Source organism: Streptomyces sp. G5(2025) (assembly GCF_049542075.1).
GTDB lineage: Bacteria > Actinomycetota > Actinomycetes > Streptomycetales > Streptomycetaceae > Streptomyces.
Window position 1 is genome coordinate 3,557,871 of sequence record NZ_JBMUZT010000006.1, and the last position, 24,449, is coordinate 3,582,319.

The 24,449-nt window shown below is 69.2% G+C and carries 17 protein-coding genes and 6 pseudogenes; 13 read left to right on the forward strand and 10 right to left on the reverse strand.

Annotation, left to right across the window (positions count from 1 at the left end):
* Positions 1-327: 327 nt before the first annotated feature.
* Positions 328-1,065 carry a copper chaperone PCu(A)C gene (locus ACOBQB_RS26915; RefSeq protein WP_423595062.1) on the forward strand — a complete coding sequence of 246 codons (738 nt, stop codon included), beginning with the start codon at positions 328-330 and terminating at the stop codon, positions 1,063-1,065.
* Positions 1,066-1,142: 77 nt separating this feature from the next.
* On the opposite strand, the gene ACOBQB_RS26920 is transcribed toward ACOBQB_RS26915, so the two are convergent.
* Together ACOBQB_RS26920 and ACOBQB_RS26925 are read right to left on the reverse strand one after the other, a co-directional pair.
* Positions 1,143-1,823, reverse strand: a complete 681-nt coding sequence (locus ACOBQB_RS26920) for a response regulator transcription factor (RefSeq protein WP_127911779.1) — start codon at positions 1,821-1,823, stop codon at positions 1,143-1,145.
* Positions 1,820-3,136, reverse strand: a complete 1,317-nt coding sequence (locus tag ACOBQB_RS26925; protein WP_423595064.1) for a sensor histidine kinase — start codon at positions 3,134-3,136, stop codon at positions 1,820-1,822. The genes ACOBQB_RS26920 and ACOBQB_RS26925 overlap by 4 nt, the downstream gene beginning before the upstream one ends.
* A 274-nt stretch (positions 3,137-3,410) precedes the next feature.
* Between ACOBQB_RS26925 and phoU the strand changes: the two genes are divergently transcribed.
* The 4 genes from phoU (at position 3,411) to ACOBQB_RS26945 (ending at position 7,657) form a co-directional block, all read left to right on the forward strand.
* Positions 3,411-4,097 (forward strand): phosphate signaling complex protein PhoU, encoded by a 687-nt coding sequence (gene phoU, locus ACOBQB_RS26930; RefSeq protein ID WP_423595066.1) that lies wholly within the window; start codon positions 3,411-3,413, stop codon positions 4,095-4,097.
* A 616-nt stretch (positions 4,098-4,713) separates the two neighbouring features.
* Positions 4,714-6,702: a YncE family protein gene (locus ACOBQB_RS26935; protein WP_423595068.1), complete on the forward strand. Its 1,989-nt coding sequence runs from the start codon at positions 4,714-4,716 to the stop codon at positions 6,700-6,702.
* A gap of 192 nt (positions 6,703-6,894) precedes the next feature.
* On the forward strand, positions 6,895-7,110 hold the full coding sequence (locus ACOBQB_RS26940; protein ID WP_423595070.1) for a hypothetical protein: 216 nt from the start codon (positions 6,895-6,897) through the stop codon (positions 7,108-7,110).
* Between the two features lie 106 nt (positions 7,111-7,216).
* On the forward strand, positions 7,217-7,657 hold the full coding sequence (locus ACOBQB_RS26945; RefSeq protein ID WP_423599016.1) for a hypothetical protein: 441 nt from the start codon (positions 7,217-7,219) through the stop codon (positions 7,655-7,657).
* Here ACOBQB_RS26945 and ACOBQB_RS26950 read toward each other — a convergent pair.
* A pseudogene (locus ACOBQB_RS26950) lies at positions 7,596-8,159 on the reverse strand (GntR family transcriptional regulator); the annotation flags it as partial. The gene ACOBQB_RS26945 and the pseudogene ACOBQB_RS26950 overlap by 62 nt on opposite strands.
* A gap of 17 nt (positions 8,160-8,176) precedes the next feature.
* Between ACOBQB_RS26950 and ACOBQB_RS26955 the strand changes: the two are divergent.
* A pseudogene (locus ACOBQB_RS26955) lies at positions 8,177-8,524 on the forward strand (ATP-binding protein); the annotation flags it as partial.
* Between the two features lie 1,639 nt (positions 8,525-10,163).
* On the opposite strand, the gene ACOBQB_RS26960 reads toward ACOBQB_RS26955, so the two are convergent.
* Complete coding sequence (locus tag ACOBQB_RS26960; RefSeq protein WP_423595072.1) at positions 10,164-11,183, reverse strand: hypothetical protein; 1,020 nt, start codon at positions 11,181-11,183, stop codon at positions 10,164-10,166.
* Between the two features lie 584 nt (positions 11,184-11,767).
* Between ACOBQB_RS26960 and ACOBQB_RS26965 the strand changes: the two genes are divergently transcribed.
* Positions 11,768-12,076: a hypothetical protein gene (locus ACOBQB_RS26965; protein ID WP_423595074.1), complete on the forward strand. Its 309-nt coding sequence runs from the start codon at positions 11,768-11,770 to the stop codon at positions 12,074-12,076.
* Here ACOBQB_RS26965 and ACOBQB_RS26970 read toward each other — a convergent pair.
* Both ACOBQB_RS26970 and ACOBQB_RS26975 read right to left on the reverse strand, forming a co-directional pair.
* Positions 12,042-12,454: pseudogene (locus ACOBQB_RS26970) on the reverse strand (ATP-binding protein). The gene ACOBQB_RS26965 and the pseudogene ACOBQB_RS26970 sit on opposite strands and share 35 nt — an antisense overlap.
* Positions 12,455-12,500: 46 nt before the next feature.
* Positions 12,501-12,797: pseudogene (locus ACOBQB_RS26975) on the reverse strand (NUDIX hydrolase); the annotation flags it as partial.
* On the opposite strand from ACOBQB_RS26975, the pseudogene ACOBQB_RS26980 reads away from it, so the two are divergent.
* A pseudogene (locus ACOBQB_RS26980) lies at positions 12,782-13,643 on the forward strand (tyrosine-type recombinase/integrase); the annotation flags it as partial. The pseudogenes ACOBQB_RS26975 and ACOBQB_RS26980 overlap by 16 nt on opposite strands.
* A 539-nt stretch (positions 13,644-14,182) precedes the next feature.
* Positions 14,183-14,371 carry a hypothetical protein gene (locus ACOBQB_RS26985; RefSeq protein WP_423595076.1) on the forward strand — a complete coding sequence of 63 codons (189 nt, stop codon included), beginning with the start codon at positions 14,183-14,185 and terminating at the stop codon, positions 14,369-14,371.
* 86 nt (positions 14,372-14,457) lie between these two features.
* Here ACOBQB_RS26985 and ACOBQB_RS26990 read toward each other — a convergent pair whose 3' ends face one another.
* On the reverse strand, positions 14,458-15,219 hold the full coding sequence (locus ACOBQB_RS26990; protein WP_423595078.1) for a phosphoglyceromutase: 762 nt from the start codon (positions 15,217-15,219) through the stop codon (positions 14,458-14,460).
* A 173-nt stretch (positions 15,220-15,392) separates the two neighbouring features.
* Between ACOBQB_RS26990 and ACOBQB_RS26995 the strand changes: the two genes are divergently transcribed.
* Complete coding sequence (locus ACOBQB_RS26995; protein WP_423595080.1) at positions 15,393-16,736, forward strand: MDR family MFS transporter; 1,344 nt, start codon at positions 15,393-15,395, stop codon at positions 16,734-16,736.
* On the opposite strand, the pseudogene ACOBQB_RS27000 reads toward ACOBQB_RS26995, so the two are convergent.
* The 3 genes and pseudogenes from ACOBQB_RS27000 to mshA all read right to left on the reverse strand — a co-directional run.
* Positions 16,678-17,295 (reverse strand): annotated as a pseudogene (locus tag ACOBQB_RS27000) (hypothetical protein); the annotation flags it as partial. The gene ACOBQB_RS26995 and the pseudogene ACOBQB_RS27000 overlap by 59 nt on opposite strands.
* Before the next feature lie 113 nt (positions 17,296-17,408).
* Positions 17,409-18,014 (reverse strand): YbjN domain-containing protein, encoded by a 606-nt coding sequence (locus ACOBQB_RS27005; RefSeq protein WP_423595082.1) that lies wholly within the window; start codon positions 18,012-18,014, stop codon positions 17,409-17,411.
* Complete coding sequence (mshA, locus tag ACOBQB_RS27010; protein ID WP_423595085.1) at positions 18,007-19,416, reverse strand: D-inositol-3-phosphate glycosyltransferase; 1,410 nt, start codon at positions 19,414-19,416, stop codon at positions 18,007-18,009. Before mshA ends, ACOBQB_RS27005 begins: the two co-directional genes overlap by 8 nt.
* 168 nt (positions 19,417-19,584) lie before the next feature.
* On the opposite strand from mshA, the gene ACOBQB_RS27015 reads away from it, so the two are divergent.
* From ACOBQB_RS27015 to ACOBQB_RS27025, 3 genes are all read left to right on the forward strand, one after another.
* Positions 19,585-20,388 (forward strand): class I SAM-dependent methyltransferase, encoded by an 804-nt coding sequence (locus ACOBQB_RS27015; protein WP_423595087.1) that lies wholly within the window; start codon positions 19,585-19,587, stop codon positions 20,386-20,388.
* 325 nt (positions 20,389-20,713) lie between these two features.
* Positions 20,714-21,820, forward strand: coding sequence for an NlpC/P60 family protein (locus tag ACOBQB_RS27020; protein ID WP_423595089.1), 1,107 nt, complete (start codon positions 20,714-20,716; stop codon positions 21,818-21,820).
* A gap of 1,101 nt (positions 21,821-22,921) precedes the next feature.
* Entirely contained in the window at positions 22,922-24,421 is a 1,500-nt protein-coding gene (locus ACOBQB_RS27025; protein ID WP_423595091.1) for a PP2C family protein-serine/threonine phosphatase, read from the forward strand.
* Positions 24,422-24,449: the final 28 nt, after the last annotated feature.

Here is a 24,449-nt window from a genome sequence, read left to right on the forward strand (position 1 = left end):
GCTGCCCGGTGATCGATTTTCTGGCAGCCCCGTAATTCCTCGCCTTCCTCGCCGCAAATACCGGGGACAGCCCGCCCGCGGCACTTGAGGGCGCTTATGTGAATGCCGGACGATGCCGGACGAGAGAGCAGCCGAACGAGAGAGCAATGGGGCGGGCCGGCCACGGGCCCCGGGAACCGCCGGGAAGAGGTCCGCGTCCCCCAGGGGCGGGTCGGGTGCGGCGGCCCGGGAACGGCTCGGTAACCTAAGCGCGCTGACACACCCTTAGGGCGGCTTTACGCCGCCCGACCCTCCCGTACCGCCCACGTTCAAGGAGTTGCCGCCGCCGTGAGCCGCAGCCTTCGACGCGGCGCCCTCGCCGCCACCGCCATCGCGTTCTCGCTCGCCTCGCTCGCCGCGTGCGGCGCGGGCAACAACGCCCAGACGCTGGGGGTCCGGCCGGACCACGCCGCGACCTCCGTCGGTGACATCAAGATCCAGAACGCCATGGTCATCACCCAGCCGGACCTGAAGGCCAAGGGCCCGGCCGTCGTCTCCGCGACGATCTTCAACGGAGGCACGACCGACCAGACCCTCGACTCGGTCACGCTCAAGGGTGTCGACGAGAAGGCCAAGATCACGCCGGCCAAGGACGACAAGGCCGCCAAGCGGAACGGCTCGCTGACCATCCCGGCCGGCGGCTCGGTCGTCATCGGCGGCAAGGACAACGCCTCCGCCGTCCTGCCCAGCGGCCGCGAAGCGGTCAAGGACGGCGACGCGCAGCAGGTCACCTTCGCCTTCAGCAAGACGGGCGACGTGAAGCTGGAGGCGTTCGTCGTACCGGCCGAGAGCTACTTCACCAAGTGGGGCCCGACCGAGGTGCCGCAGGCTCCGGGCGCCGAGGCGGAGAAGTCCGCGAAGCCGGGGCAGTCCGGGAAGCCGGGCGAGTCCGGTAAGCCGTCCGACTCCGCGTCGGATGCCGCCACCGACCCGTCGGGGGACGCCTCCGGTGCCGCCGACATGGACCCGTCGGACGCCGCCTCGCACAGCGCGGACACCGGCACCGGTACCGGCGCCGAGCACTGATCGACGTACGTACGAGAGGGCGGGAACCCCACCGGGTTCCCGCCCTCTCTCACGTCTCACGTCCCGCCGCTCGCGGTTTACGGCTCGAACTTGTAGCCGAGGCCGCGGACCGTCACCAGGTAGCGCGGGGCTCCCGGGTCCGGCTCGATCTTGGCGCGCAGGCGCTTGACGTGGACGTCGAGGGTTTTGGTGTCCCCCACGTAGTCCGCGCCCCAGACGCGGTCGATGAGCTGCATACGGGTCAGGACGCGGCCCGCGTTGCGCAGGAGCATTTCCAGGAGGTCGAACTCCTTCAGCGGCAGGTCGATCTTGGAGCCGGAGACGGTGACCACGTGGCGGTCGACGTCCATGCGGACGGGACCCGCCTCCAGGGCCTGCGGAGCGACCTCCTCCGGCTCGCCCCGGCGGCGCAGGACCGCGCGGATGCGGGCGACCAGTTCGCGCGAGGAGAAGGGCTTGGTGACGTAGTCATCGGCTCCTATCTCCAGACCGACCACCTTGTCGATCTCGCTGTCCTTGGCAGTGACCATGATCACCGGGACGTTGGAGCGGCTGCGCAGCTGACGGCAGACCTCGGTGCCGGGCAGGCCGGGCAGCATCAGGTCGAGCAGGACGAGGTCGGCGCCGTTGCGCTCGAATTCGTCGAGTCCGTCCGGGCCGGTGGCCGCGATGGCGACCTCGAAGCCCTCTTTGCGGAGCATGTAGGACAGAGCGTCGCTGAAGGATTCCTCGTCCTCGACGACGAGCACTCGGGTCACGGAAGGACCTCCGGGGCAGGAATGGGTTCGTACGTAGTGGTCTCGTCGGTCGGGGCGGTACCGGCTTCGGCGCCGGATCCACCGCCGTGACCTGGTCCGCGGTCGCGGTGCGCGGCCGCCTCCGGCAGCCGCAGGGTGAAGGTGGAGCCCTGTCCCTCGGAGCTCCACACGGTGACCTCCCCGCCGTGGGAGGCGGCCACGTGCTTGACGATGGCGAGGCCGAGGCCGGTGCCGCCGGTGGCCCGGGAGCGGGCCGGGTCGACGCGGTAGAAGCGCTCGAAGATGCGTTCCTTGTCCTTGTCCGAGATGCCGATGCCCTGGTCGGTGACGGCGACCTCGATCATGTCGCCGCCGGGCGCGCTGACCCGGCGGGCGGCGATGCCCACGCGGGTGCGGGCGGGGCTGTAGTTCACCGCGTTCTCCACGAGGTTGCCGAGGGCCGCGGCGAGCTGGCCGCGGTTGCCCCAGATCTGGAGCGCGGCGGCGCCGCTCTCGCGTCCCCCGGGGTCCCCTTCGGCGGAGGGGCTCGCGGCCCCGCCTATCGACGCGGCCAGGGTGATCTGCTTGTGGGAGGCCTGGTGACGGCTGCGGTCGATCGCCTCGGCCACCAGTTCGTCGACCGGTACGGGCTCGGCGTCCTCCAGCGGGTCGTCGTTCTGGACGCGGGAGAGGTCGATGAGTTCCTGCACGAGGTTGGTCAGGCGGGTCGCCTCGATCTGCATGCGGCCCGCGAAGCGCTCGACGGCCTCGGGGTCCTCGGAGGCGTCCATGACGGCCTCGGAGAGGAGGCTGAGGGCGCCCACGGGGGTCTTCAGCTCGTGGGAGACGTTGGCGACGAAGTCGCGGCGTACCGCCTCGATGCGGCGGGCCTCCGTGAGGTCCTCGACCAGGAGCAGCACGAGCCGGGAGCCGAGCGGGGCGACGCGGGCGGAGACCGCGAGGGCCTCGCCGCGGCCGGTGCCGCGCCGGGGCAGATCCAGTTCGACCTGGCGTATCTCGCCGTCGCGGCGGGTGTCGCGGGCCATCTTGAGCATCGGCTCGACGGCGAGCTTGCCGCCGCGCACGAGCCCGAGGGCGTACGCCGCCGAGCTGGCCTTGACCACGCTGTCGGCCTCGTCCAGGACGACGGCCGAGGAGCGCAGCACGGACAGGACCGTGTCCACGCCCGGAGGCAGTACGGCGTCGGTGTGCAGGGAGCTCCGGGTGGGGCGTTTCTGGTCGCGCTCGCTCCAGCGGAACGCCAGCATGGCGATGACGCCGGTGCACACTCCGGCGATCGCTGCCGCTGCGGCGACCGCCGCGTTCACGTCCATGTCTCCAGGTTATGCGCCTGGTGAGCGCCGTCCACAGCCATTCGGGCACGGCCTCGAACACTCGTCGCCCAGAGTTCACCGGGGGGACGGCACCGGTTCATTTCTGCCGAAGGGCCCGGTCCGGGGGGTGATCGGCGATGTCGCCCCGTGTCGCCCACAGTTCACCTTGATGACAGGGATGGTTCATTCGAGGTGCCGGAAACGGACGCGTCCGGGCCACACCGTGGGAGCGTAGGGGCCAGCCCCCTGAGACGTACGAGAGAGGGACAGCCACATGCGGGACGCGTACCACGAGGAACTTGACTCGATCGGGGAGAGCCTGGTCGAGATGGCCCGCCTGGTCGGGTCCGCGATCGGGCGCGCCACGACGGCCATGCTCGACGCCGATCTGAAGCTGGCCGAGAGCGTGATCGCCGCCGACCAGAAGGTGGACGATCTCCAGCACGAGCTGGAGGCGCGCGCGATAGCCCTGCTCGCGCGGCAGCAGCCGGTCGCCACCGACCTGCGCATCGTCGTGACCTCGCTGCGGATGAGCGCCGACCTGGAGCGCTCGGGCGACCTCGCCCAGCACGTCGCCAAGCTGGCCCGGCTGCGCTTCCCGGACTCGGCGGTGCCGCGGGACCTGCACGCCACGATCCTGGAGATGGGCCAGCTCGCGCAGCGCCTGATGGCGAAGGCGGCGGAGGTCATCATCACCAAGGACGTCGACCTCGCCCTCCAGCTGGAGCAGGACGACGACGAGATGGACCAGCTGCACCGCACCCTCTTCCAGCACCTGATGGACGACCGCTGGAAGCACGGCATCGAGACGGCCGTCGACGTGACGCTGCTCGGCCGCTACTACGAGCGCTTCGCGGACCACGCGGTGTCGGTGGCGAAGCGCGTCGTGTACCTGGTCACGGGTGAGCACGCGGACGAGATCCAGGCGTCGTCGGGTCCGGCGCCGGTGGAAGGGGCGTAGGCCCTTTCGGGTCACCCCGCGCGCGTCACGGTGCCCCGCACGACGTCAGGTGGTCGTGCGGGGCACGGTCTTGCAGGTCCTGCCAGCTCCTGCTAGGTCCTGCCAGGCTTGTCAGGTCTGTCAGGTCTGTCAGGTCTGTCAGGTCTGTCAGGTGGGCGTCAGCCGCAGCCGCCGCCGCACTGGCAGGAGCCGCCGGACTGACAGCCGCAGCTACAGCCGGGGCCGCAGGAGCAGTTCATCGGTATGACGACGGGCTTGGGGGACTCGGCCATGGGTCTCCTCCTCGAAGGCGTACTGGTGTAACGGCGTACCGCTGTACTCGCGTACTGCCTGCCTCCCATTGCAACCCTGCGGGGCAGGGCGCATCAACGGCGCACGTGGGCGTCAGCCATCGGACACGCGCGCGTGGGCCGTCGGACACGTGCGCGTGGGCCGTCGGACACGTGCGCGTGGGCCGTCGGGCACGTGCGCGTGCGCCATCGCGACCGGCCGCCGAGCGAGCCCCACGGGTGAAACACCCTCCTCAGCTGTCACAGACATGCCATAACCTGCGCTCTGACGGGGGCACAGGCCCGGGCAGTGGGCCCGGGCCCACTCATGTGGGGGGTCACATCACATGCACGCAGTACTGAGCGCTCGTACGCGCAGAATCTCGACCGCGACGGCGCTCGCAGTCCTCTTCAGCTCGGTGGCGCTGACCGTCGGCACGGCGGGCACCGTGGCGGCCGACTCGGCCAAGGAGCTGCCCGTCTCCGCGGTCGGGGACATCGTCGTGGACGGGGCGCACCAACGGGTGTACGTCTCCGACCCGCTCGTCGGCAAGATCGTCGTCACTGACTACGCGGGCAAGGTCGAGGGCACCCTCGCGGGCCTGCCGGGCGTCTCCGGCCTGACGCTGTCGGCCGATTCCGGGCAGGTCTTCGCCGCGGTCACCGACAAGAACCGCATCGTGTCCGTGGAGACCGCCACCTACACGCAGACCGCGAGCTACGACCTCACCGGCGCCAAGGGCCCGGCCACGCTCGAAACGGTCGACGGCAAGGTGTGGTTCGGCTATGAGGGCGGCATCGGCTCGCTCGACACCTCCGGCACCGAGCCGGTCGTGAAGCTCGCCCAGGGCACAGGCGTGGACTGGGAGGGCGCGCCGCTGCTCGGCGCGGACCCCAAGGCCCCCGGCGTCCTGGTGGCCGGTGAGAAGGCCGGGACCTGGGCGGATGTGGCGGTGTACGACGTCGCGGGTGCCGAGCCCGCCCTGCGCACCACGAAGACCCTCACCGGGAACTTCAAGGACCTGGATCTGACGCCGGACGGCGAACAGGTCCTGACGACCTGGGACGACGGCTACGGGTACGCGTTCCCGGCGTACTCCACCAAGGACCTGACCCAGGAGACGCGTTACCCCACCGACCCGTACCCGAACGCCGTGGCCATCGCCCCCGACGGCACCATCGCGGGCGGCAGCATGTCCTGGTACGAGCCCGACGTGCACATCTACCGGCCGGGTGTGAAGGTGCCGGTGCGGGAGTACGACTTCCCGAACACCGGCAACACCAGCGGCGCCGACGAACTGGTGCCCGCCGCCCTCGCCTGGGCCCCGGACGCGAGCCGTGTCTTCGCGGTGTCCGTGAACTCGTACGGCACCTTCACGCTGCGCACCATGGTCGAGCCGGGCAAGTCCCTGCCGGCCCTGACACTGAACGCCCCGGAGAAGGCGCCCCGCGCCAAGCCCCTGACCGTCACCGGCGAGCTCACCGACACGGTGCCGCTGCCGGCCGGCACGCCCGTGACGATCACGCGCACGGACGTGGAGGCGCCCTCCGGCAAGGCGCTGCCCGCCGTCAAGACGAAGGCGGACGGCTCGTTCTCCTTCACCGACAGCCCGCCGGCCGGCGGCAAGGCGACGTACGCGGGCGACGCCACGCACGCCGCGGCCTCCGCGTCGGACACGATCGAGGTCGCGCGCTCCAAGACGACGCTGACCCTCGACAAGAACGGCAAGGTCTACGGCTACGGCGCGGACGTCTCCTTCACCGCGCACCTCGGCAAGACGTACAAGAACCGCACCGTCGAGATCTGGGCCGACCCCTACGGCGCCGACAAGCCGAAGAAGCTGCTGAAGAAGGGCGCCGTCAACTCCCACGGCGACCTGAGGGCCACGGTCGACATGAAGCGCGACACGAAGGTCACGGCGGTCTTCTCCGGAGACGCGCGCTCGGCGTCCGCGAAGGCCACGTCGACGGCGTACGCCAAGGTGAGGATCTCCAGCGCCGTCTCCAAGCACTACAAGACGGGCAAGATCGGCTCCACGAAGTACCACTACTTCCACAAGAACACCGACCCCGTGCTCGCGACGAAGATGACGTACTACAAGGGCCGCAAGCAGCGCTTCGAGATCGAGGTCTACGGCGCCGACCGCAAGTGGCACGCGGCGGGCTCGCAGTACTTCGGCCTGGCGCCTGACGGCACGTCGCCCGTCCGCCTGGAGGCGCCCGGCGAGTCCGGCATCCGCGCGCGGATCCGTTCGTCGTACGTGAACGGTTCGTCGGGCGACAACGTCAACGCGACGACGCACGGCGGGTGGAAGTACCTGAACTTCACACGCTGAGGCACCACGCCGGCCGGGGCGCCCGGTTGCCCCCTCCTGGCCTCTTGGCATACGCGCTCCGCACGTGCTGATCCGGCCGCGGAGGAACGTTTTGCTGCCAAGTGCGGGCAACTGGGCGGCCGGGGAGGGGAGCGGCGGCTACACAAGAAGGCCGGGACGTGCTCATGCGAGGCATACGAGGGGGCCTGGCCGATGGTGCTGACGATCAACGTGGCGGTTCTCCTGGCAGTCGTCATCATCCTGCGCCTGCGCAGACGCACCCAGGCGCGCAGCCGCAACGACGAACAACTGACCGTGGCCATCGTCTTGGTCTTCGGCGTCCTTGTCGCCCCGACGGGGTTCGGGCAGTGGATCGCGGAGGTGGTGGGGGAGGTGGCGCGGGGGGTTTCGGAGTCGGGGGGCCCGTGAGGCCGTAAGGCTCGCAGGCTCAGGAGCTACCGCGAGATAGCGCGAGGTACCTCGCGATGTACTCATTTGCCGTACGTCGCCGACGGTCCGGGCCGATCATGGCTCCATGCCGGAAGCGATATGGATCAAGTTGATCGGCACGCTGCCCAGCCTCTTCTGGGCGTGCTTCGCGATCATCGTCTATCTGTCGTTGCGAGAGACGATCATCCACAGCCTGGTCCCTCGGGTCACCGCGTTGCGGGCGCTCGGGGTCGAGGTGGAAATGGCAGGCCAGCTACTGGACCAGGTCGCCGAGCGCAGCGAGACGCCGGTGACGCCGACCGCGAGGCGTGGAGTCCTGAGCAGGCTGGAGCACGCGGCGGACACGCTGAAGGGCGGCAGAATCCTCTGGATCGACGATCACCCCGAGCACAACGGCGCTCTGATCAGCCTCTTCCGGTCAATGGGCATGACCGTGGACACGGCCCGCTCCACCGCGGAGGGCGCTCGAAGCCGATTTCGGCCAGCCTCGCGTACGTCCCGCCCTGTCCGGTGTCCTGCTGGGTGATCGCGGTGCCGGCCACCAAAGACATGGGAAGGTAGCTCGTCGCGAGCAGGACGGGCTTCTGGTCGAGTACGAAGCGCCGACGCCGCACACAGACCGCTTCCCCGGCGGCCAACTCCATGACCGCACCGACTCGGTCGGGCGCCGCCTCCTCCGACACGGTTACCTGGTCCACCTCCAGGTTGCGGTCCTCGATGTCCGCCGACCAGATGGAACGGCCGCCACCCCACTGCTGCCGGGCCAGACGCTGAATGCCCCGGCGTCGAAGCGGGCGGTACGCCCGGACGAACACACCGGCGCCCTTGCGGGCTTCGACGACACCTTCGTCCCGGAGGACACCCAGGGCATGTCGGGCGGTCATACGGGCCACGCCGTACGTGGCCATGAGGTCGTTCTCCCCCGGAAGCCGATCACCAGGACCGTATTCGCCCGACTGAACGGCCTCGCGCAAAGTGTCTGCGATCCGTTGGTACTTGGGCCGACGGTCATTGTCGGTGTTCGCCATACCGCGATCGCGATGGGGCTCGGCGCTGGTTCCGGAAGTTCATCGCCCCGTACACCTCGGCCTGCTCGGTCGACGACTGTGCGCTGATGATCTCCGAGCTGGTGACGAACGCCATCACGTACGGGCGGGCCGATGAGGAGTGGCGCGTACGCGTGGAGTGGTTCCGGGAAGGAACCTCGCTCCGTGTTGAGGTGCACAACCTGGGCTTTCCGGCGAACGTACGTCTTCGCCGGCCGGACGCCGACGACGCCCATGGGCGCGGACTGCTCCTGGTCGACGCCATCGCCGAGCCCCCGCATGCCGGTCCCAGCCGATTCGGCGGGACGGTGGTCGCCTTCCTGATGACCGATGCGTGGCCTGCCTGAGGGAGGCTCAGCTGACGGCCCAGAGACTGCCCAGCCGCAGCAACAAGCCCCCTACCGGCAGCGAACCCGCAGGCAGGGGGCTTAAAGCTAAAGCAGGGCTACTTCTTCTTGCCCTGGGTCTTGCCGAGGATCTTGGTGATCTGGGCTTTTGCTGTACAGGGCAGTGCTCATGGCCGGCCAAATGGTCGTCATTGGTCGTCGTTGGCCACCATCGAACTACCTCGGACGCCCCAGAGACGGCCCAGCTTTCCGGTACGAGGACGCGTTCGGTCGACGGCGGAGACGAGCAGAACACGCCCAGCGCCGTATGGGTAACCCACGGTCACCCCATCTGCCGTGACAGCCAAGGGAATTGAGACGGGGCTCACTTGTTCCTGGATCGAGCTGCGATCTTGCCTGGGCTTGACCTACCATCAGTTCTGCGCGCTGGAGTGCAACATCCTGCGCGCAGTCGAAGCCCTTTGCGTCGCTTCTTGTGATCTGCGCCCCGATGGTGCAGGGAGTTCCAGGAGGCGCGGGACCGGGGCGGGGCGCGCAGGGTCATATACCTGCAAGTCCCGGCCCAATCGATGTCGGCCCGCAAAGTCGCTTGAGGAGCATTCGGCTTTCTATGGACCCACTAGCTACACCACGTTTTGCCGAGCGCACCCGCCTCGGCCACTGAGACACCCAGCGTTGCGTCGAGCGTAGGGCTTCTCGGTTCGAGCCACTTCACCGTGGCCGAGCTGACGAATGCCCTGCACAAGAGACCCGGCTCGGTCACCTGACTTGAAAGGTACTGAGACTGTTGGACGCGGCCGTGACGCTCGGCATCCTCGCGATCTTCGGGGTTCTATCGATTCTGCTGTTCGCTATTCGGGGGTTCCTCGACCAATTGCCTGATGTCTTCGCCTCAGCGCATCGCGCTCGGATTGCTTGGCGGGACCTCAAACAGACCCGTACCGAGCAGGGGCAACCGGAGAGTTCTCGCTCTCAGCCCTCCCCATAGGCCGTCCCGTGCTCCGGAAGGCATAAGCCAGATGTCGAAGGTCCCGGACCATGATCGGTCCAGGGCCTTCGGCTGGTGCCGTCGGCAGATTCGAACCTGCGACACCCGCTTTAGGAGAGCGGGAGGGCGAACCTCCGCCTGACTGCGCAGACGCTGCGAGAGCTGATCGACGCTCCAGAGCCCGAACACGCCCCTCGTTCCCCGTGGTTCCCCCACAATCTGGCACGGATGTGGCACGGTCCTCGCTACCGTCTGCTGGTGCCGCGGGATAGCGTCCACCTGCGCGCGGTCGGCTTCCGAGGCGTCCAGCTCTGTAGTGCAGCTGCATCCCTGGGTCTGTCCGGGGGCGGGCCGGTGAAAACCACGGGACCCAACCGACGACCAGGCTCCGCCGGTGGCCAAGAGTGCCCTGCCAGCGCTGGCCGCGCGCGCTATCAGCACACCTTCGTCGTCCACGAATTAGCCACCATCGCCTTCGCGATCATGCCGACCGGCTATCTCCGCGGCGATGACGGCCAGCAGCGCGAGAGTCAAGCGCCGGAAGTGCAGTCCCCCTCCTGGCCCGATAAGCCTCGCCTAGTTGTCAGCAGGGGATACGCAGAGGCCGCGCCGGTGAACTCCAACTCGCCGGCGGGTCCACGAGGTCACCGGTCATTCGCTAATTGCCGCCGGGGAAATGGAGATGGGATCCGAGTCGACAAACATTTCCGGAGAGTCGGTAAGCCCTTCCTCCTCCGATAGAGAGGCGGTAGGGGGCAAGGATTCAATGGAATCAGAATCCAGCAGAGTCCATTGGGACATATTGCGAATTGCGGCCAGTACGTCCAGGATGGGGAATCCTCTCCGAATCTCAAGTTCCCTGACGGTGAATCGGTCTTCTGCGTCCGGAAGGTCCACCGGTGGTGGGACTCTAGCGTCACACCGCAGGAACGCCCGCATTAGATTGAAGCTCTTATAGAAGAGCTCCATGAAGGCGGAATCGTACGGCAGCGGTAGGCGGATCAGGTTTAGCCTGTCATCCACCCTTGGAATGTCGGCCGCATTGGCTTTGGGGTAAATTCCAACCCGTAGCCCTTGGGCGCTTTCCAGTGCGCCCGGCTTCACCTTTACGGTGGTTCCCACCCAGCGATCGACCGATGGATTACCAATGAACAGATCGGCCTTCCAGAGGCCATTAATCGACCGTGGGAGGTTGTTTCGTTCTTCATTACGATGGAAGGCCCGAAAGATTTGCGGAATATATCGCTTCAGCTTCGGAGGCTGGCCTCGATTTCCGACATACACCCGCGAATCGTCAGTAAGTGAGTCCTGGATCGACTCAAGGATGGGGATCCTTCCCTCCTTTTCTGGGCCGAATAGGATGGAGTCAGCTCCTCCCGAGATGCCGCAGAAATCCTCTAGAACCTCGCTAGCGAGAGGCCAAATCAAGGCATTGCGACCGGCAATGGCCTCATGTACTGCCAATTCGAAACAGATTCCGGCATCACCGAAACCTTCCAGAAATTCCCTTGCGAGATCGTGTAGTGTCCAGGCAGGGTACCCTCCGAGGCGATCGATGCGATCCATGGCGACTGAGTGCAGCGTGGCTTCGATAACTGGCGCCACCATTGCAAACTTTGCCATTACCGCGTCGGACACTTCTTCCCGCTGGAAGCTTTTTAGTACGCGCATGCGGCACATTCTGATTAGTTGGAAATGGACCGATAGGATTACGGAATTGCCTAGTCGGCGGCAGCCTGAGCCCATGTCCCCCTACCGTGCTTGCCCCACCGAAGACTCGCTTAGTTCATGCGTAAGCGATAGCGCGACACTAGCGGCCAGTTGGAGCCGGATGTGGTGAGATGGCGAAGTTCACGCTGGGCTGTTCTGCCACAGAACCACCCGCTCCCAGCATCAGCCGCCTTCGGCCGGCACTCGCCCGCGGCGCCCCCGCCATCTCGGAGCCTGAGCGCCCCGCCGGAGGCATGTCTTTCACCGTGGCCCCGGTGGTGCGAGGCTCGCCTCTCCTCCGGGTGCTGCTCCTTGAGTGGGCGCGCGTCGGCGTAGCGTGCGCGGAGCGGGCCGAAGACAGGAACGCAGCGCGACACGGAGCCGGGAGCGCGCCCGGCGGAGCGGAGCGCAGCCGGGCTTGAACCAGTAGAGAAAGTTGTAACTCAGTCGGTCGTGCGGGGCTTGAAGTCGTTCGCGCAGGCCGGGAGTTCTGACCCTGACGGTGTGCCAGGAATAGGAAGAGTGCTGGGCGGACTGTCCATGTGATGCGCGTGCTGACGTGCGTGATGGACACCGTCCAGGGCTCGCGGCACAACAGTGCTCGCCTCGTGTCGATCTGGTCGTCGTCGAGTCGTGTCCACGCCTCCTGGGAAGCGGCCGTGTCGAGGGCCGGTGAGATGGTGCGCAGGATCGTCGCCACCCAGTTGTTCGCCTCGACCGCCGAGTACGCGTCGAAGGATCCGAGCATCGTCGGTGGGCGTCGGCCCTCCAGTCGTTGTATCCAGCACCCGCCCCAGAACCCCGGTCTGGTCGTCGTCCTCAGCACGGCTGCCCTCCTCGGCCTACGTCGGTGAGGAGCTCCGCGGTGATGGTGTGGCCGGCCTCGCTGGCGTAGACGACGATCCGGTGGGCGAGCGCGCTGACCATGCCGAGTCCCCGGCCGTGTTCGGCGTCCTGGTCCTGGTGCTCGATCTTCGGGGCCGTGCCCGTGCCTCCGGAGTCCGTCACCGACACCGCGACCACCTGAGCCGAGACGGCGACGGCCAGGTGGAAGGTGCCGGACTTGTGTCCGCTCGCCGTGTGGAGGATCGCGTTCGCGCTGAGCTCGGCGTCCTCCGCAAAAGGGGAGCCGCGCAGGATGCCGCGTGTCCAGCGCCGGGCCCGGCTGACCTCTTCCGGGAAACCTGGGCAAGACAGCCCCCCACCCGGGCAGTACTCATATGCTCGTGCATACAAGTTCCTTCATGCTGGTAGTCCGCCATGTGCAGCGGGTTCGGACTAGACGAGTTTCACGCCGTCGTGGGCGCGGACGGCCGGCGGGGACGCCGCGTCGAGTGCGTCAATGACGCGGATCGCGTACGCCTCGTCGGCAAGTTCGGAGACGTCGTCACGGGTCACCCAGCGCAGTGCACGAGTCTCGTCGCCAGTGCTCGGCGTACCGTCGGCCGCCTCACAGCGGAACACCGGCGAGACGATGAGGCCCGTCATGTTCTTGTCGACGCCAGTGAGGGTCGCGGGAAGCGCGATCTTGATCCCGGTCTCTTCGAGGACTTCGCGTTGCCGAGACGTGGGTATCCACACAAGGAGCCGACCCGAACACTCAGGCTTCGATGGAGTCGCAGCTTCGGCTGCACGCCTTCCCGTACCTGGGATCGCGCCCGCTCGGCTCCTTCCAGCCTGCGCACATCCGTGACTGGATGCGGCAGCTGAGCGAGAAAGGCATCCGGGGCTCATACGCCCGCACCATCTACTCCAACGTGGGCGCCGCTCTCAGCGCGGCAGTGGACGACGGGCACCTTCCTGGCGGCTGCGGGCTGAGACAGGGCGAGATCCTCGGCGTGGCCGTCGACGCGATCGACTTCACGTCGGACACGCTTCACGTGGTCCAGCAACTCAAGCTAAGCCGAAGCAAGGCCCTCTTCGCCCCGCCCGAGGGTGGCAAGCTCCGGGATGTGCCACTTCCCGGGCCGGTTGCTGACGCCCTGCGGGGGCACATGAAGCGGTTCCCGTCGGTCGACATTACGTTGCCGTGGAAGGTGGCGGACGGGCCTCCGATGACCAAGCGGCTGATCTTCACCGGACCGCGCGGCGGTCACGTCTGGCGGATGTCCCTCAACGAGGAGGCGTGGAAGCGGGCTCTGGCTCGGCCAGCGTGATCCCCGAGCGGGCGTCGGGCGGGGTCGTACGCCGAGTCCCGCGAGAACGGCATGCATGCCCTCCGCCACTTCTACGCTTCGGTGCTCCTGGACGCCGGAGAGAACATCAAGGCCCTTGCCGAGTACCTCGGCCACTCAGACCCGGGCCTGACGTTCCGCGTGTACGCGCACCTCATGCCGTCAAGCAGGGAGTACGCGTAACGCTGTGGCCTCTGCCTTCTCCCTCGCTGTGAGCCGCTCATCCGTTGAAACTATGGGCGACTGAAAGTGTAAATGTCATCCGTGAAAGCTCCCTCGGATCCACAATCTCCAACAAAACCATGGGCGACTGAAAGTGTAAATGTCATCCGTGAAAGCTCCCTCGGATCCACAATCTCCAACAAAACCATGGGCGACTGAAAGTGTAAATGTCATCCGTGAAAGCTCCCTCGGATCCACAATCTCCAACAAAACCAGCTGGCCGCTCGCCCGCCCGCCCGCCTGCCCGGCCGCCCGGCCGCCCGGCCGAGGCCCGGTTCAACGGATCAATGGTTCAATGGAATAATGGATTTCTGGTTCGAGGACCCAACGGTTCCCTGCGGGCAAAGTAAGGCAAGGCCTACCGGGGTCATCAACCGTCAGTGAAGCCACCCAGAGAAGCGAGCATGCGAGTTAGGGGCGGAGAACAGCCGCTTTAGCTGCGGGTTTGTTATTGCTCCCGTACGGCAAGTAAGGTCCTGCCACCGATATACCGGAGAGGCCGCCCGTACCGGGGCGGCCTCTCCTTTCCATGGGATCGGTTATCGCCTACAGAAAGGACAACGCATGACCCACATGGAGAAGGCCATGGTGCCACGCCGAGGCCTCCGCATCGACCTCACCCCCCGCCCTCTGCCGTTCCCGCTCATCGGTCTCGGCGGCGCTTGGCTGGGCGTCGGGGCCGACACTGACGTAGCAGTCGCCGCCCTGGTGGCGCTCGTCGTTTCGGTTCGCATGACGATCACCCGTATCTAAGCGCCACGGCCCAGCGGCGGCCCCAGCGCAGCAACGAGCCCCCTAGCCGCGAAGAAACCGCAGGTAGGGGGCTCGTTCGGTACCGCTTACTTCTTCTTGCCCTGGTTCTTGACCGCCTCGATCGCCGCCTTCGCGGCCTCCGGGTCGAGGTACGTGCCGCCCGGGTTCACGGGCTTGAACTCGGCGTCCAGTTCGTACGAGAGCGGGATGCCCGTGGGGATGTTCAGGCCCGCGATGTCGGCGTCGGAGATGCCGTCCAGGTGCTTGACCAGGGCGCGGAGGCTGTTGCCGTGGGCCGCGACCAGGACCGTCTTGCCCGTGAGGAGGTCGGGGACGATGCCGTCGAACCAGTACGGGAGCATGCGGACGACGACGTCCTTGAGGCACTCCGTCTGCGGGCGCAGCTCCGGGGGGAGGGTCGCGTAGCGCGGGTCGGAGAACTGGGAGTACTCCGCGTCGCGGTCCAGGGCGGGCGGCGGGGTGTCGTACGAGCGGCGCCACAGCATGAACTGCTCCTCGCCGAACTCGGCGAGCGTCTGGGCCTTGTCCTTGCCCTGGAGGGCGCCGTAGTGGCGCTCGTTCAGGCGCCAGCTGCGGTGCACCGGGATCCAGTGGCGGTCGGCCGCCTCCAGCGCGAGCTGCGCGGTGCGGATCGCGCGCTTCTGGAGCGACGTGTGGACCACGTCGGGGAGGAGGTCGGCGTCCTTCAGGAGCTCGCCACCGCGGACCGCCTCCTTCTCGCCCTTCTCGTTGAGGTTGACGTCCACCCAGCCGGTGAACAGGTTCTTCGCGTTCCATTCGCTCTCGCCGTGGCGGAGGAGGATCAGCTTGTACGGTGCGTCGGCCATGCCTCTGAGCGTAATCGAACCCCGATGGGCCTCGCGCGCGCGGGCACAGAGGGGGTGGCAGAGGGAGTGCGTGGTGGTGATTGACGGTTCGCGTCAAATGGGTGGCGTGGCGGAGCGACTGGCTCGTAATGTGTGCTCACCGCCTGAGACGCTTACACCCCGGGGGAAACCGCATGACCTTCGCCGCCATGAGACGTGCCGTCACCGAGAGCGTGTCGGGGCTTCCGCGCGCCTTCTGGTGGCTGTGGATCAGCACGCTGGTCAACCGGCTCGGCGCCTTCGTCGCCACGTTCATGGCGCTGTACCTGACGCTGGAGCGAGGCTACTCCGCCTCGTACGCGGGTCTCGTCGCCGCGCTGCACGGGCTCGGCGGTGTCGCGTCCTCGCTGGGCGCCGGGGTGATGGCGGACCGGCTCGGGCGGCGGCCCACGCTGCTGATCGCGCAGGCCTCGACGGCGCTCTCCGTGGCGGTGCTCGGCTTCATGGAGCACCCGGTGGCGATCGCGGGCGTCGCGTTCCTCGTGGGCATGGCGAGCAACGCGTCCAGGCCCGCCGTGCAGGCGATGATGGCGGACATCGTGCGGCCCGAGGACCGGGTGCGGGCCTTCTCCTTGAACTACTGGGCCATCAATCTCGGCTTCGCCGTCTCCTCCGCCGGCGCCGGGTTCATCGCCTCGTACAGCTACCGGGCCGGGTTCCTGATCGAGGCCGCGATGACGATGGTCTGCGCGATCGTCGTCTTCATTAAGCTGCCGGAGTCGCGGCCCGTGCGGACGGCGCAGGAGAAGGCCGCCGAGCCGGTGGTCGGGCTCGGGACCGTGCTGCGGGACGGGCGGTTCATGGGCGTGGTGGGGCTCTCGTTCGTCGTCGCGCTGATCTTCCAGCAGGGGTCCGTGGGGCTGCCGGTCGCGATGGGCGAGGCCGGGTTCACGCCCGCCGACTACGGGCTCGCGATCGCCGTGAACGGTGTGCTGATCGTCGCCCTCCAGATCCCCGTCACGCGCTTCATCGAACACCGTGACCCGCGCCGGCTGCTGGTGATCTCCTCCCTCGTCGCCGGGTACGGCTTCGGGCTCACCGCCTTCGCCGGGTCCGTCGGGATCTTCGCGCTGACGGTCTGCGTGTGGACGCTCGCCGAGATCGTCAACGCGCCGACCCAGACGGGCCTCGTCGTCGCCCTCTCCCCCACCCACGGGCGCGGGCGCTACCAGGGCATGTACACGATGTCGTGGTCCGTGGCCGCGCTCGTCGCCCCGCTGATGTCCGGGTTCATGATCGACCGGTTCGGCGCGGAGTGGCTGTGGGCGGCGTGCGCGGTGCTCGGGACCGGGGCGGCGCTGGGGTACTGGGGGCTGATGCGAGGGCTTCCTAAGGGTGCCCTCGCCGAGGGCGGCGCCGAGGCTCCCGACCAGGGCGGCGCCGAGGCCTTTGCCCGAGGCGGCTCCGGGGGCGAGGGGATCAGTGCCGCAGGGTCCGTTGCGCCTCGTACAGATTCCGCGGCCGCACCGCGTCCGTAGTCCCGTACAGCTCAAGGCGCGTGTGCAGGTCGCCGGTGAAGTCGGGCACGTCGATCTGGTCGAACTCGCGGACGGTGTTGAGGCCGACGGTGGCGCTGTGGGGCGCGAGGCCGTCGATCTTCATGAGGCCCGCGCGTCCGTTGGTGACGCGGATGTTCCAGTGGGTGAAGCGGGCACCGAAGAGGGGGCCCGCGCTCACGTCGCCGCCGCGCCGGCCGGTGTTGTCGACGGTGATGTCCGTACGTACGTTCGCGAAGGGCATCCCGCGGTGGCTGCCGAAGGTGCCCATCTCCATGTGGCCGCGCGACCAGACGTTGTGGGAGGAGAGGCCTTCCACGTTGATGCCGTGGAGTTGGGTGCCGGGTGGGGCCGGGGTGGTGCGGGCGTCGATCCTGAAGTCGTCGACGAGGTTGTCGTGCGAGCCCTCGCGGCAGAAGTACGGGTGGTGCGAGCCGCGGCCCGCCACGCGCGTGCGGCGCAGGGTGCAGGCGGAGGCGGCGACCAGGCCGAAACCGTTGTCCACATGGCGTACGACGATGTCGTACGCCCAACAGTCGTACCCCCCTGCGGCACGAGGGACGCGAAAGCTTCCTGCGGGGCGGCCAGGACACGGGGTCCTTGTTCACGCCCCACGCCCCACGCCCCGCACCTCGCCCCGCAGGGCCAGTCCCGCTACCCCTGAGGCCGAGTCAGATGCGTGAACGCGTCAAGGTTTCGCGTGGACTCGCCCCGCGAGACCCTCCACTCGTACTCCTTGCGGATCGCCGACGCGAACCCCAGTTCCAGGAGCGTGTTGAAGGAGTCGTCGGAGGCGGAGAGGACCGCGCCGAGAAGGCGGTCCAGTTCGGCGGGGGTGACCGCGGAGAGCGGCAGCTTGCCCGCCAGGTAGATGTCGCCGAGCGAGTCGATCGCGTAACTCACGCCGTAGAGGCGGAGGTTCCGCTCCAGGAGCCAGCGGTGGACCGCCTCGTGGTTCTCGTCCGGATGGCGGATCACGAACGCGTTCAAGGACAGCGAGTGCTTGCCCACGATCATCGACAGGGTCGTCGACAGTTTGCGGGTGCCGGGGAGCTTGACTACGTAGGAGCCCGGTTCGGGGCTCTCCCACTCCAGTTCGGCGTCGTCCAGCGTCCGCTCGATGATCGTCGCGGTGTCCGCGTCCGTGTCGATGTCCGTGTCCGTGTCGGTGTCCGCGTCCGTGTCGGTGTCCGTGTCGGTGTCCGCGTCCGTATGCGCGTCCGCGTCCGTGTCCGTGTCCGCCTGCTCGGGCTCAGCCATGGTGCGAGCGTACGTGACGGCCTGAGCTGCGGAAGTCGTACATGGCCGCCGTGTAGACGTCGGCCGTCGCGGACGCCGCCGTGTCCCACCCGAAGGACTGCGCGTGCTGGGCCGCGGCCGTCCCCATGCGGTCCACAAGCTGTGGATGGTCGGCGAAATCGCGGAGCACGCGCGCGTAGTGGGCCGGTTCGTGGCCGGAGATCAGGAAACCGGTGACCTCGTCGCGCACCGCGACGGGCAGGCCGCCCACCGAGGCCGCGAGGACCGGCGTGCCCGCCGCCTGCGCCTCTATGGCGACGAGCCCGAAGGACTCGCTGTAGGAGGGCATCACGAGCACGGACGCCGCGCGGAACCAGTCCGCCAGCTGGTCCTGGCCCACCGGCGGCTGGAAGCGCACGACGTCCGCGATCCCGAGCCGCGCCGCCAGCTTCTGGAGGCCCTCCGGCTTCGCGAGGCCGCTGCCACTGGGGCCGCCGACAACAGGGACGACGATGTTCGAGCGCAGGGCGGGCCGTTCGTCCAGGAGTACGGCCACCGCGCGGAGCAGCACGTCAGGGGCCTTCAGGGGCTGGATACGGCCCGCAAACAGGGGGACCAGGGCGTCCTGCGGCAGCCCGAGGCGGTGGCGGGCCGCGGCGCGCCCGTCGGCCGGGCGGAAGCGGTCGAGGTTGACGCCGGGGTGGACGACGGCGACCTTGCCGGGCTCGGCTTCGTAGTGGCGTACGAGTTCGTCGGCCTCTTCGGAGGTGTTGGCGATGAGGCGGTCGGCGGCGCGCACTATCTGCGTCTCGCCGATGACGCGGGCGGCCGGCTCCGGGGTGTCGCCCTCGGCGAGCGCGGCGTTCTTGACCTTGGCCATGGTGTGCATGGCGTGGACGAGGGGCACGCCCCAGCGTTCGGCGGCGAGCCAGCCGACGTGGCCGGAGAGCCAGTAGTGGGAGTGGACGAGGTCGTAGTAGCCGGGTCGGTGGCCCGCCCAGGCCTGCATCACGCCGTGCGTGAAGGCGCAGAGCTGCGCCGGCAGCTCTTCCTTGGCGAGGCCTTCGTAGGGGCCCGCGTCGACGTGGCGTACGAGGACGCCGGGCGCCAGTTCCACGGCGGGCGGGAGGGCGCCCGTGGTGGCGCGCGTGAAGATCTCGACCTCGATGTTGATCGCGGCGAGACGCTTGGCCAGCTCGACGATGTAGACGTTCATGCCGCCCGCGTCGCCCGTGCCGGGCTGGTGCAGCGGCGAGGTGTGCACACTCAGCATGGCCACACGGCGGGGACGCCGGTGGGAGCCATGGGAGCCGGGAATGCCAGGAGTACCAGGGTTAGCGGGATTAGCGGGAATGCCGGGTATACGGAGCCGAGAGGGTGCCGCCGGGAAGCGACGCCCGAGCCTGGACACGTATTGGCTCACGTGGCGGTCCTCCTTGCGTACGGGCATGACGAGGCGGAGGGCGTACGTACCTCCGCAGGGGCAACACCGGAAGCGTCCGCTCCATTTCCCCTCCCCCGCCCCTTCGCCTCTTTTTGCCAAAGCGTTACCCGGTGTCTGCGTTCCGCCGCCCCCGCATACCCTTTCCCCATGGCCCCACGCACCCCTTCCCGCCCCGTGGGAACGGTGACGCGCGGGACCACGAACCCGAACCGGCTGCGCCGCATGGACCGCTGGATCGCCGCCACGCACGGCGCCGCCCTGCGCCGCTCCCCGGCCCCCACCCCCGTCGCCGTCGACCTCGGCTATGGCGCCTCCCCCTGGACCGCCGTCGAACTGCTGCTGCGGCTGCGTACCGTCGCGCCGCACACGCGTGTGGTCGGCATCGAGATCGATCCGGCGCGGGTCGCCGCCGCACGGCCGTACGAGCGCGAGGGGCTCACCTTCCGGCACGGCGGCTTCGAGGTGCCGCTGCCGGGGAGCCCGATGCTGATCCGGGCCGCGAACGTCCTGCGGCAGTACGACGAGGAGCAGGTCGCCGCCGTGTGGGAGCGGCTGTGCGCGCGGCTCGCCCCCGGCGGGCTGCTCGTCGAGGGCACCTGCGACGAGATCGGCCGGCGGCACGTATGGGTCGCGCTCGGCCCTGAGGGGCCCCGCACGGTGACGTTCGCGGCGCGGCTCGGATCCCTGGAGCGGCCCTCCGACCTCGCCGAGCGGCTGCCGAAGGCGCTGATCCACCGGAACGTGCCGGGCGAGCCGGTGCACGCGTTCCTGCGGGACTTCGACCGGGCCTGGGCGGCCGCGGCGCCGTACGCCTCGTACGGGGCGCGGCAGCGCTGGATCAGGGCGGTGCGTGACGTCAGCGCCGACTGGCCGGTCGTCGGCGGGACTTCGCGGTGGCGGCAGGGTGAAGTGACGGTGCGCTGGGAGGCGTTGGCGCCTCGGGCGGTGTGAACTCCCGCGGCCATCCGGAGGCCTCCGCAGGTGAACTCCCGCGGCCATCCGAAGGCCTCCGCAAGTGAACTCCCACGCCCACCCGAAGGCCCCCGCAAGTGAACTCCCGCGCCCACCCGAAGGCCTCCGCAAGGGTGACCCCGGGGCATCCCCGACGGCGCCCCTGAGGCTTCCCTGAGGGAACCCGGAGACTTCCCTGAGGCCCTGACCTGCGGGGAACGAACATCGTGGGCGGTTCGTCAGATGAGGCGGGTGGGGGCTCGGAGTTTGTTGTCGGGCTCTGTCGCATTGGGCGCCGACATGGCACCATCCCGGTGGCGACCAGATGTTACTGACGGTAAATCAGCTTTGGGGGTGGCAGGACGTGACCGGCAAGCGATACTCGACGGCGGCGACTGTGGCGCTGATCTGCGCGGCGGTGGTGGTGACCGCGCCGGGAGCGGCGTACGCGAGTCCCCCGCCTCCCTCCAGCCCCGCGGAGCCGACGCCCAGATCGGACGAGTCCCTTGAGCGAGTGCGCAAGGAGATCGAGAAGCTGTACCACGACGCGGGCGTGGCCACCGACGCGTACAACGCGGCGGAGGAGAAGGCCGACAAGCAGTCCGAGCAGATCGTGAAGCTGGCCAAGGACATCACCGAGGGCCAGGCCAAACTGAAGAAACTCAAGGCCCGCGCGGGCGCCGCGGTCCGCGCGCAGTACCGCGGCGGCGGCATGCCGGACGAGGCCCAGCTGATGCTCAGCGACGACCCACGCCAGTTCCTGGACGGCGCCGGGCGCATGCGGCAGGGCGAGAAGGCCACCAAGGGCATGCTGACGGAGCTGAAGAGGACCCAGGAAGACCTGCGGATCTACGCCGAGGACGCCACCGCCCGCTGGAAGAAGCTGGAAGCCAACCGCAAGGCGAAGGCCGCGTCGAAGAAGAAGATAAAGAAGAAGATCGCCGACGCCGAGAAGCTCGAATCGCGGCTGGAGAAGAAGGAGCGGGAGCGGCTGCGCAAGCTGGAGGAGGAGGCCGCCCTCAAGAAGCAGTCTGCGTGGGTGGGTTCGGGCGCCCTGAAGGACATCGGCGGCAAGATGACGCCCGAGGGCAAGAGGGCGGTCGAGTTCGCCACGGCCCAGATCGGCAAGCCGTACGTATGGGGCGCCGAGGGCCCGGGGTCGTACGACTGCTCGGGGCTCACCTCGAAGGCCTGGGCGGCGGCCGGGCGCGGCATCCCGCGGACCTCCCAGGAGCAGTGGAAGCAGCTGCCGCACATCGACATGAAGAACATGCGCCCCGGCGACCTGATCATCTACCACGCCGACGCCAGCCACGTCGGGATATATGTAGGCGACGGCGCGATCGTGCACGCCCCGCGGCCGGGGCGGGACGTGACGATCGCGGGAGCGGGCTCGATGAAGATCCTCGGGGTCGTCCGGCCCGGCGGGTAGCGGCAGGGTCCGGTGGGTGGCAATGGGGTCCGGCAGGTGGCGGTGGGGGCCGGTGGGTGGCAATGGGGTCCGGCAGGTGGCGGTGGGGGCCGGTGGGTGGCAATGGGGTCCGGCAGGTGGCGGTGGGTCCGGCAGGTAGCGGCAGGCCCGGCGCCTGGCGTCCCACACGTGGCGGCGCGTCCGGCACCTGGCGGCACGTCCGGGCAGTAGCGGCGGGGGCCCGGGCGCGTGAGGCGGGCCCGGCAGGTGGCGGCGGGGGCCCGGGCGCGTAAGGCGGGCCCGGCACGTGGCGGCGGGTCCGGCAGGTAGCGGCAGGCCCGGCGCCTGGCACCCCACACGTGGCGGCGCGTCCGGGCAGGTGGGCGGGTCCGGCATGCGGCGGCGGGTCCGGCACATAGCGGCGGAGGCCTGAGCAGGTGCGGCGGGTCCGGCAGATAGCGGTGGGGTCCGACACGCGGTGGCGCGTCCCATACGTGACGTCGGGTCTCACACGTGGCGGTGTGTCCGGCATGTAGCGTCGGGTCCGGCACTTGCCGACGGGTCTCACACGCGGCGGCGCGTCCGGCGCCTGGCGTCGGACCCCATATGGCGGGGCCCGGCATACGGCGTCGGGAGCCCGGGCACGTGAGGCGGGCCCGGCATGTGGCGGCGAGTCCGGGTCTGTGGGCGGGTCCGGCACGTGGCGCTGGGGTCGCCGCACGTGGCGGCGCGCCCGGCACCTGGCGGCAGTCCGGGCAGTAGCGGCGTGTCCGGCTCAGGACGTTGGGCCCACACATGGCGGCGTCTCGGTCGGGCCGCCGCGGGGTCTGACCCAGGCCTCCCGGCGCGGGCCGCCGCAGGGTGTGACCCAGGCCTCCCGGCGCGGGCCGCCGCAGGGTGTGACCCAGGCCTCCCGGCGGCCCTCCGGCCGGCTCCTAGGGCGTGATGTTCGTCATCCGGGCCGAGCCGCGCCATGCCCAAGTGCGTTCCTGGACGCGGCATATGACGGTGGCCGTTTGCCTCGCGCCATTCCTATGGAGGCGTGGCTACCGCTAAGGTCCCCGTCGGTGCCGCGTCGACCTGCGTGGCGCCACGCCCTCGGGGGAGGGAAGGAATCAAGCGATGCCCGTACCCATACCGCGGCAGAGAGCGATCCCGGCCGCGGAAGGCGGTCAGGCTCAGTCAGCGCCCCCGCACGACACCGCGGCGGCTCCCCGTGACACGACCGACACAGGCGGCCGCGACACCGGCCCATGCCCTGCGCCTGCGCCTGCCCCTGCCCCGGACCCCGTCACTGGACCCGAGCGCGGGCCCCTGCCCCGGCCCCGGCCCATCAGCGAGTCCGAGCGCGGATCCGGCACCAGCCTCAGCCTGCTGGTGATCGAGGACGACCCGGCGGGGTCGCTGAGCGTCCCCCGCATGCTCGACTCCGCGGGCAAGCCCATCCGTATCCGCACCGCCCGCAACCTCACCGAGGCCGAGCGGCTGCTCACGGACGACGTGCACTGCATCCTGCTCGACCTCGCCCTGACCGTCCCCGCCACCGCGTCCGGCCCCGCCAGCGCTTCCGGTGCCGCTTCCAGCACCACTTCGGGGGCCGCCGACGCGGACGAGGACGAGCTCGCCGCCCTCAAGCACGTGCTGCGCCTCGCGCCCCGCCACGCCGTCCTCGCGCTCACCGCCAACGACGACTCCGAGCTCGGCGCCGAAGCCGTGCGCGTCGGCGCGCAGGACTACCTCTTCCGTGAGGAGCTGGACGGACGGCTGCTGAGCCGCGCCATCCGGTACGCGGTGGAGCGCAAGCGCGCCGACGCCGCCCAGCGCCAGCTGACCGAGTCCCGGCTGCGGGCCCAGGAGAACGCCCGCCTGGAGCGCGGCCTGCTGCCGACGCCGCTCCTGGACGGCTCGCCGCTGCGCTTCGCCGCCCGGTACCGTCCCGGCCGCTCCCGCGCGCTGCTCGGCGGCGACTTCTACGACACCGTGCGCACCCCCGACGGCTCCGTGCACGTCATGATCGGCGACGTGTGCGGCCACGGCCCCGACGAGGCCGCGCTCGGCGTGGAGCTGCGGATCGCCTGGCGCGCGCTGACCTTCGCGGGCCTGTGCGGCGACGAACTGCTCTCCACCCTCCAGAAGGTTTTGGAGCACGAGCGCGCGGACGACGAGATCTTCGCGACGCTCTGCACGGTCGACATCGCCCCCGACGGCCGCCGCGCCGGACTCTGCCTGGCCGGCCACCCGGCACCGCTGATCGCGCGCGAGGGCCGCCTCGCGGAACTCCTCCCGTACGAGGACGGGGGCCCCGCCCTCGGCCTGCTGCCGCGCGCCCGCTGGCCGCGCCGCCAGGTGGAGCTGGGCGGGAAGTGGAGCCTGATGCTCTACACGGACGGCCTGATCGAGGGCCGGATCGGCCAGGGCAAGGAGCGGCTGGGCCAGGAGGGCATGGTGGAGATGGTCCGCCGCCAGATCGCCTCGGGGCTCCAGGGCGACGAACTGCTCGAAGCGGCCGTGAACGAGGCGCGGGACCTCAACGGCGGCGACCTGACGGACGACGTGGCGATCCTGCTGCTCGACCGGGCACCGGGCGGCCACCATTGGCCTCCGGCGGCGGCGCAGGCGTAGGCGCGGGCACGGCGTAGGCGTGGGCACA

Coding starts and splice junctions, on each gene's coding strand:
- ACOBQB_RS26935 (WP_423595068.1), top strand. CDS start 4,714: ATGCACGCAGTACTGAGCGCTCGTACGCGCAGAATCTCGACCGCGACG.
- ACOBQB_RS27015 (WP_423595087.1), top strand. CDS start 19,585: ATGGCCCCACGCACCCCTTCCCGCCCCGTGGGAACGGTGACGCGCGGG.
- ACOBQB_RS27005 (WP_423595082.1), bottom strand. CDS start 18,014: ATGGCTGAGCCCGAGCAGGCGGACACGGACACGGACGCGGACGCGCAT.
- ACOBQB_RS26940 (WP_423595070.1), top strand. CDS start 6,895: ATGGTGCTGACGATCAACGTGGCGGTTCTCCTGGCAGTCGTCATCATC.
- phoU (WP_423595066.1), top strand. CDS start 3,411: ATGCGGGACGCGTACCACGAGGAACTTGACTCGATCGGGGAGAGCCTG.
- ACOBQB_RS26985 (WP_423595076.1), top strand. CDS start 14,183: ATGACCCACATGGAGAAGGCCATGGTGCCACGCCGAGGCCTCCGCATC.
- ACOBQB_RS26965 (WP_423595074.1), top strand. CDS start 11,768: ATGCGCGTGCTGACGTGCGTGATGGACACCGTCCAGGGCTCGCGGCAC.
- ACOBQB_RS26925 (WP_423595064.1), bottom strand. CDS start 3,136: ATGGACGTGAACGCGGCGGTCGCCGCAGCGGCAGCGATCGCCGGAGTG.
- ACOBQB_RS26990 (WP_423595078.1), bottom strand. CDS start 15,219: ATGGCCGACGCACCGTACAAGCTGATCCTCCTCCGCCACGGCGAGAGC.
- ACOBQB_RS27020 (WP_423595089.1), top strand. CDS start 20,714: ATGTTACTGACGGTAAATCAGCTTTGGGGGTGGCAGGACGTGACCGGC.
- ACOBQB_RS26995 (WP_423595080.1), top strand. CDS start 15,393: ATGACCTTCGCCGCCATGAGACGTGCCGTCACCGAGAGCGTGTCGGGG.
- ACOBQB_RS26960 (WP_423595072.1), bottom strand. CDS start 11,183: ATGCGCGTACTAAAAAGCTTCCAGCGGGAAGAAGTGTCCGACGCGGTA.
- ACOBQB_RS26945 (WP_423599016.1), top strand. CDS start 7,217: ATGCCGGAAGCGATATGGATCAAGTTGATCGGCACGCTGCCCAGCCTC.
- ACOBQB_RS27025 (WP_423595091.1), top strand. CDS start 22,922: ATGCCCGTACCCATACCGCGGCAGAGAGCGATCCCGGCCGCGGAAGGC.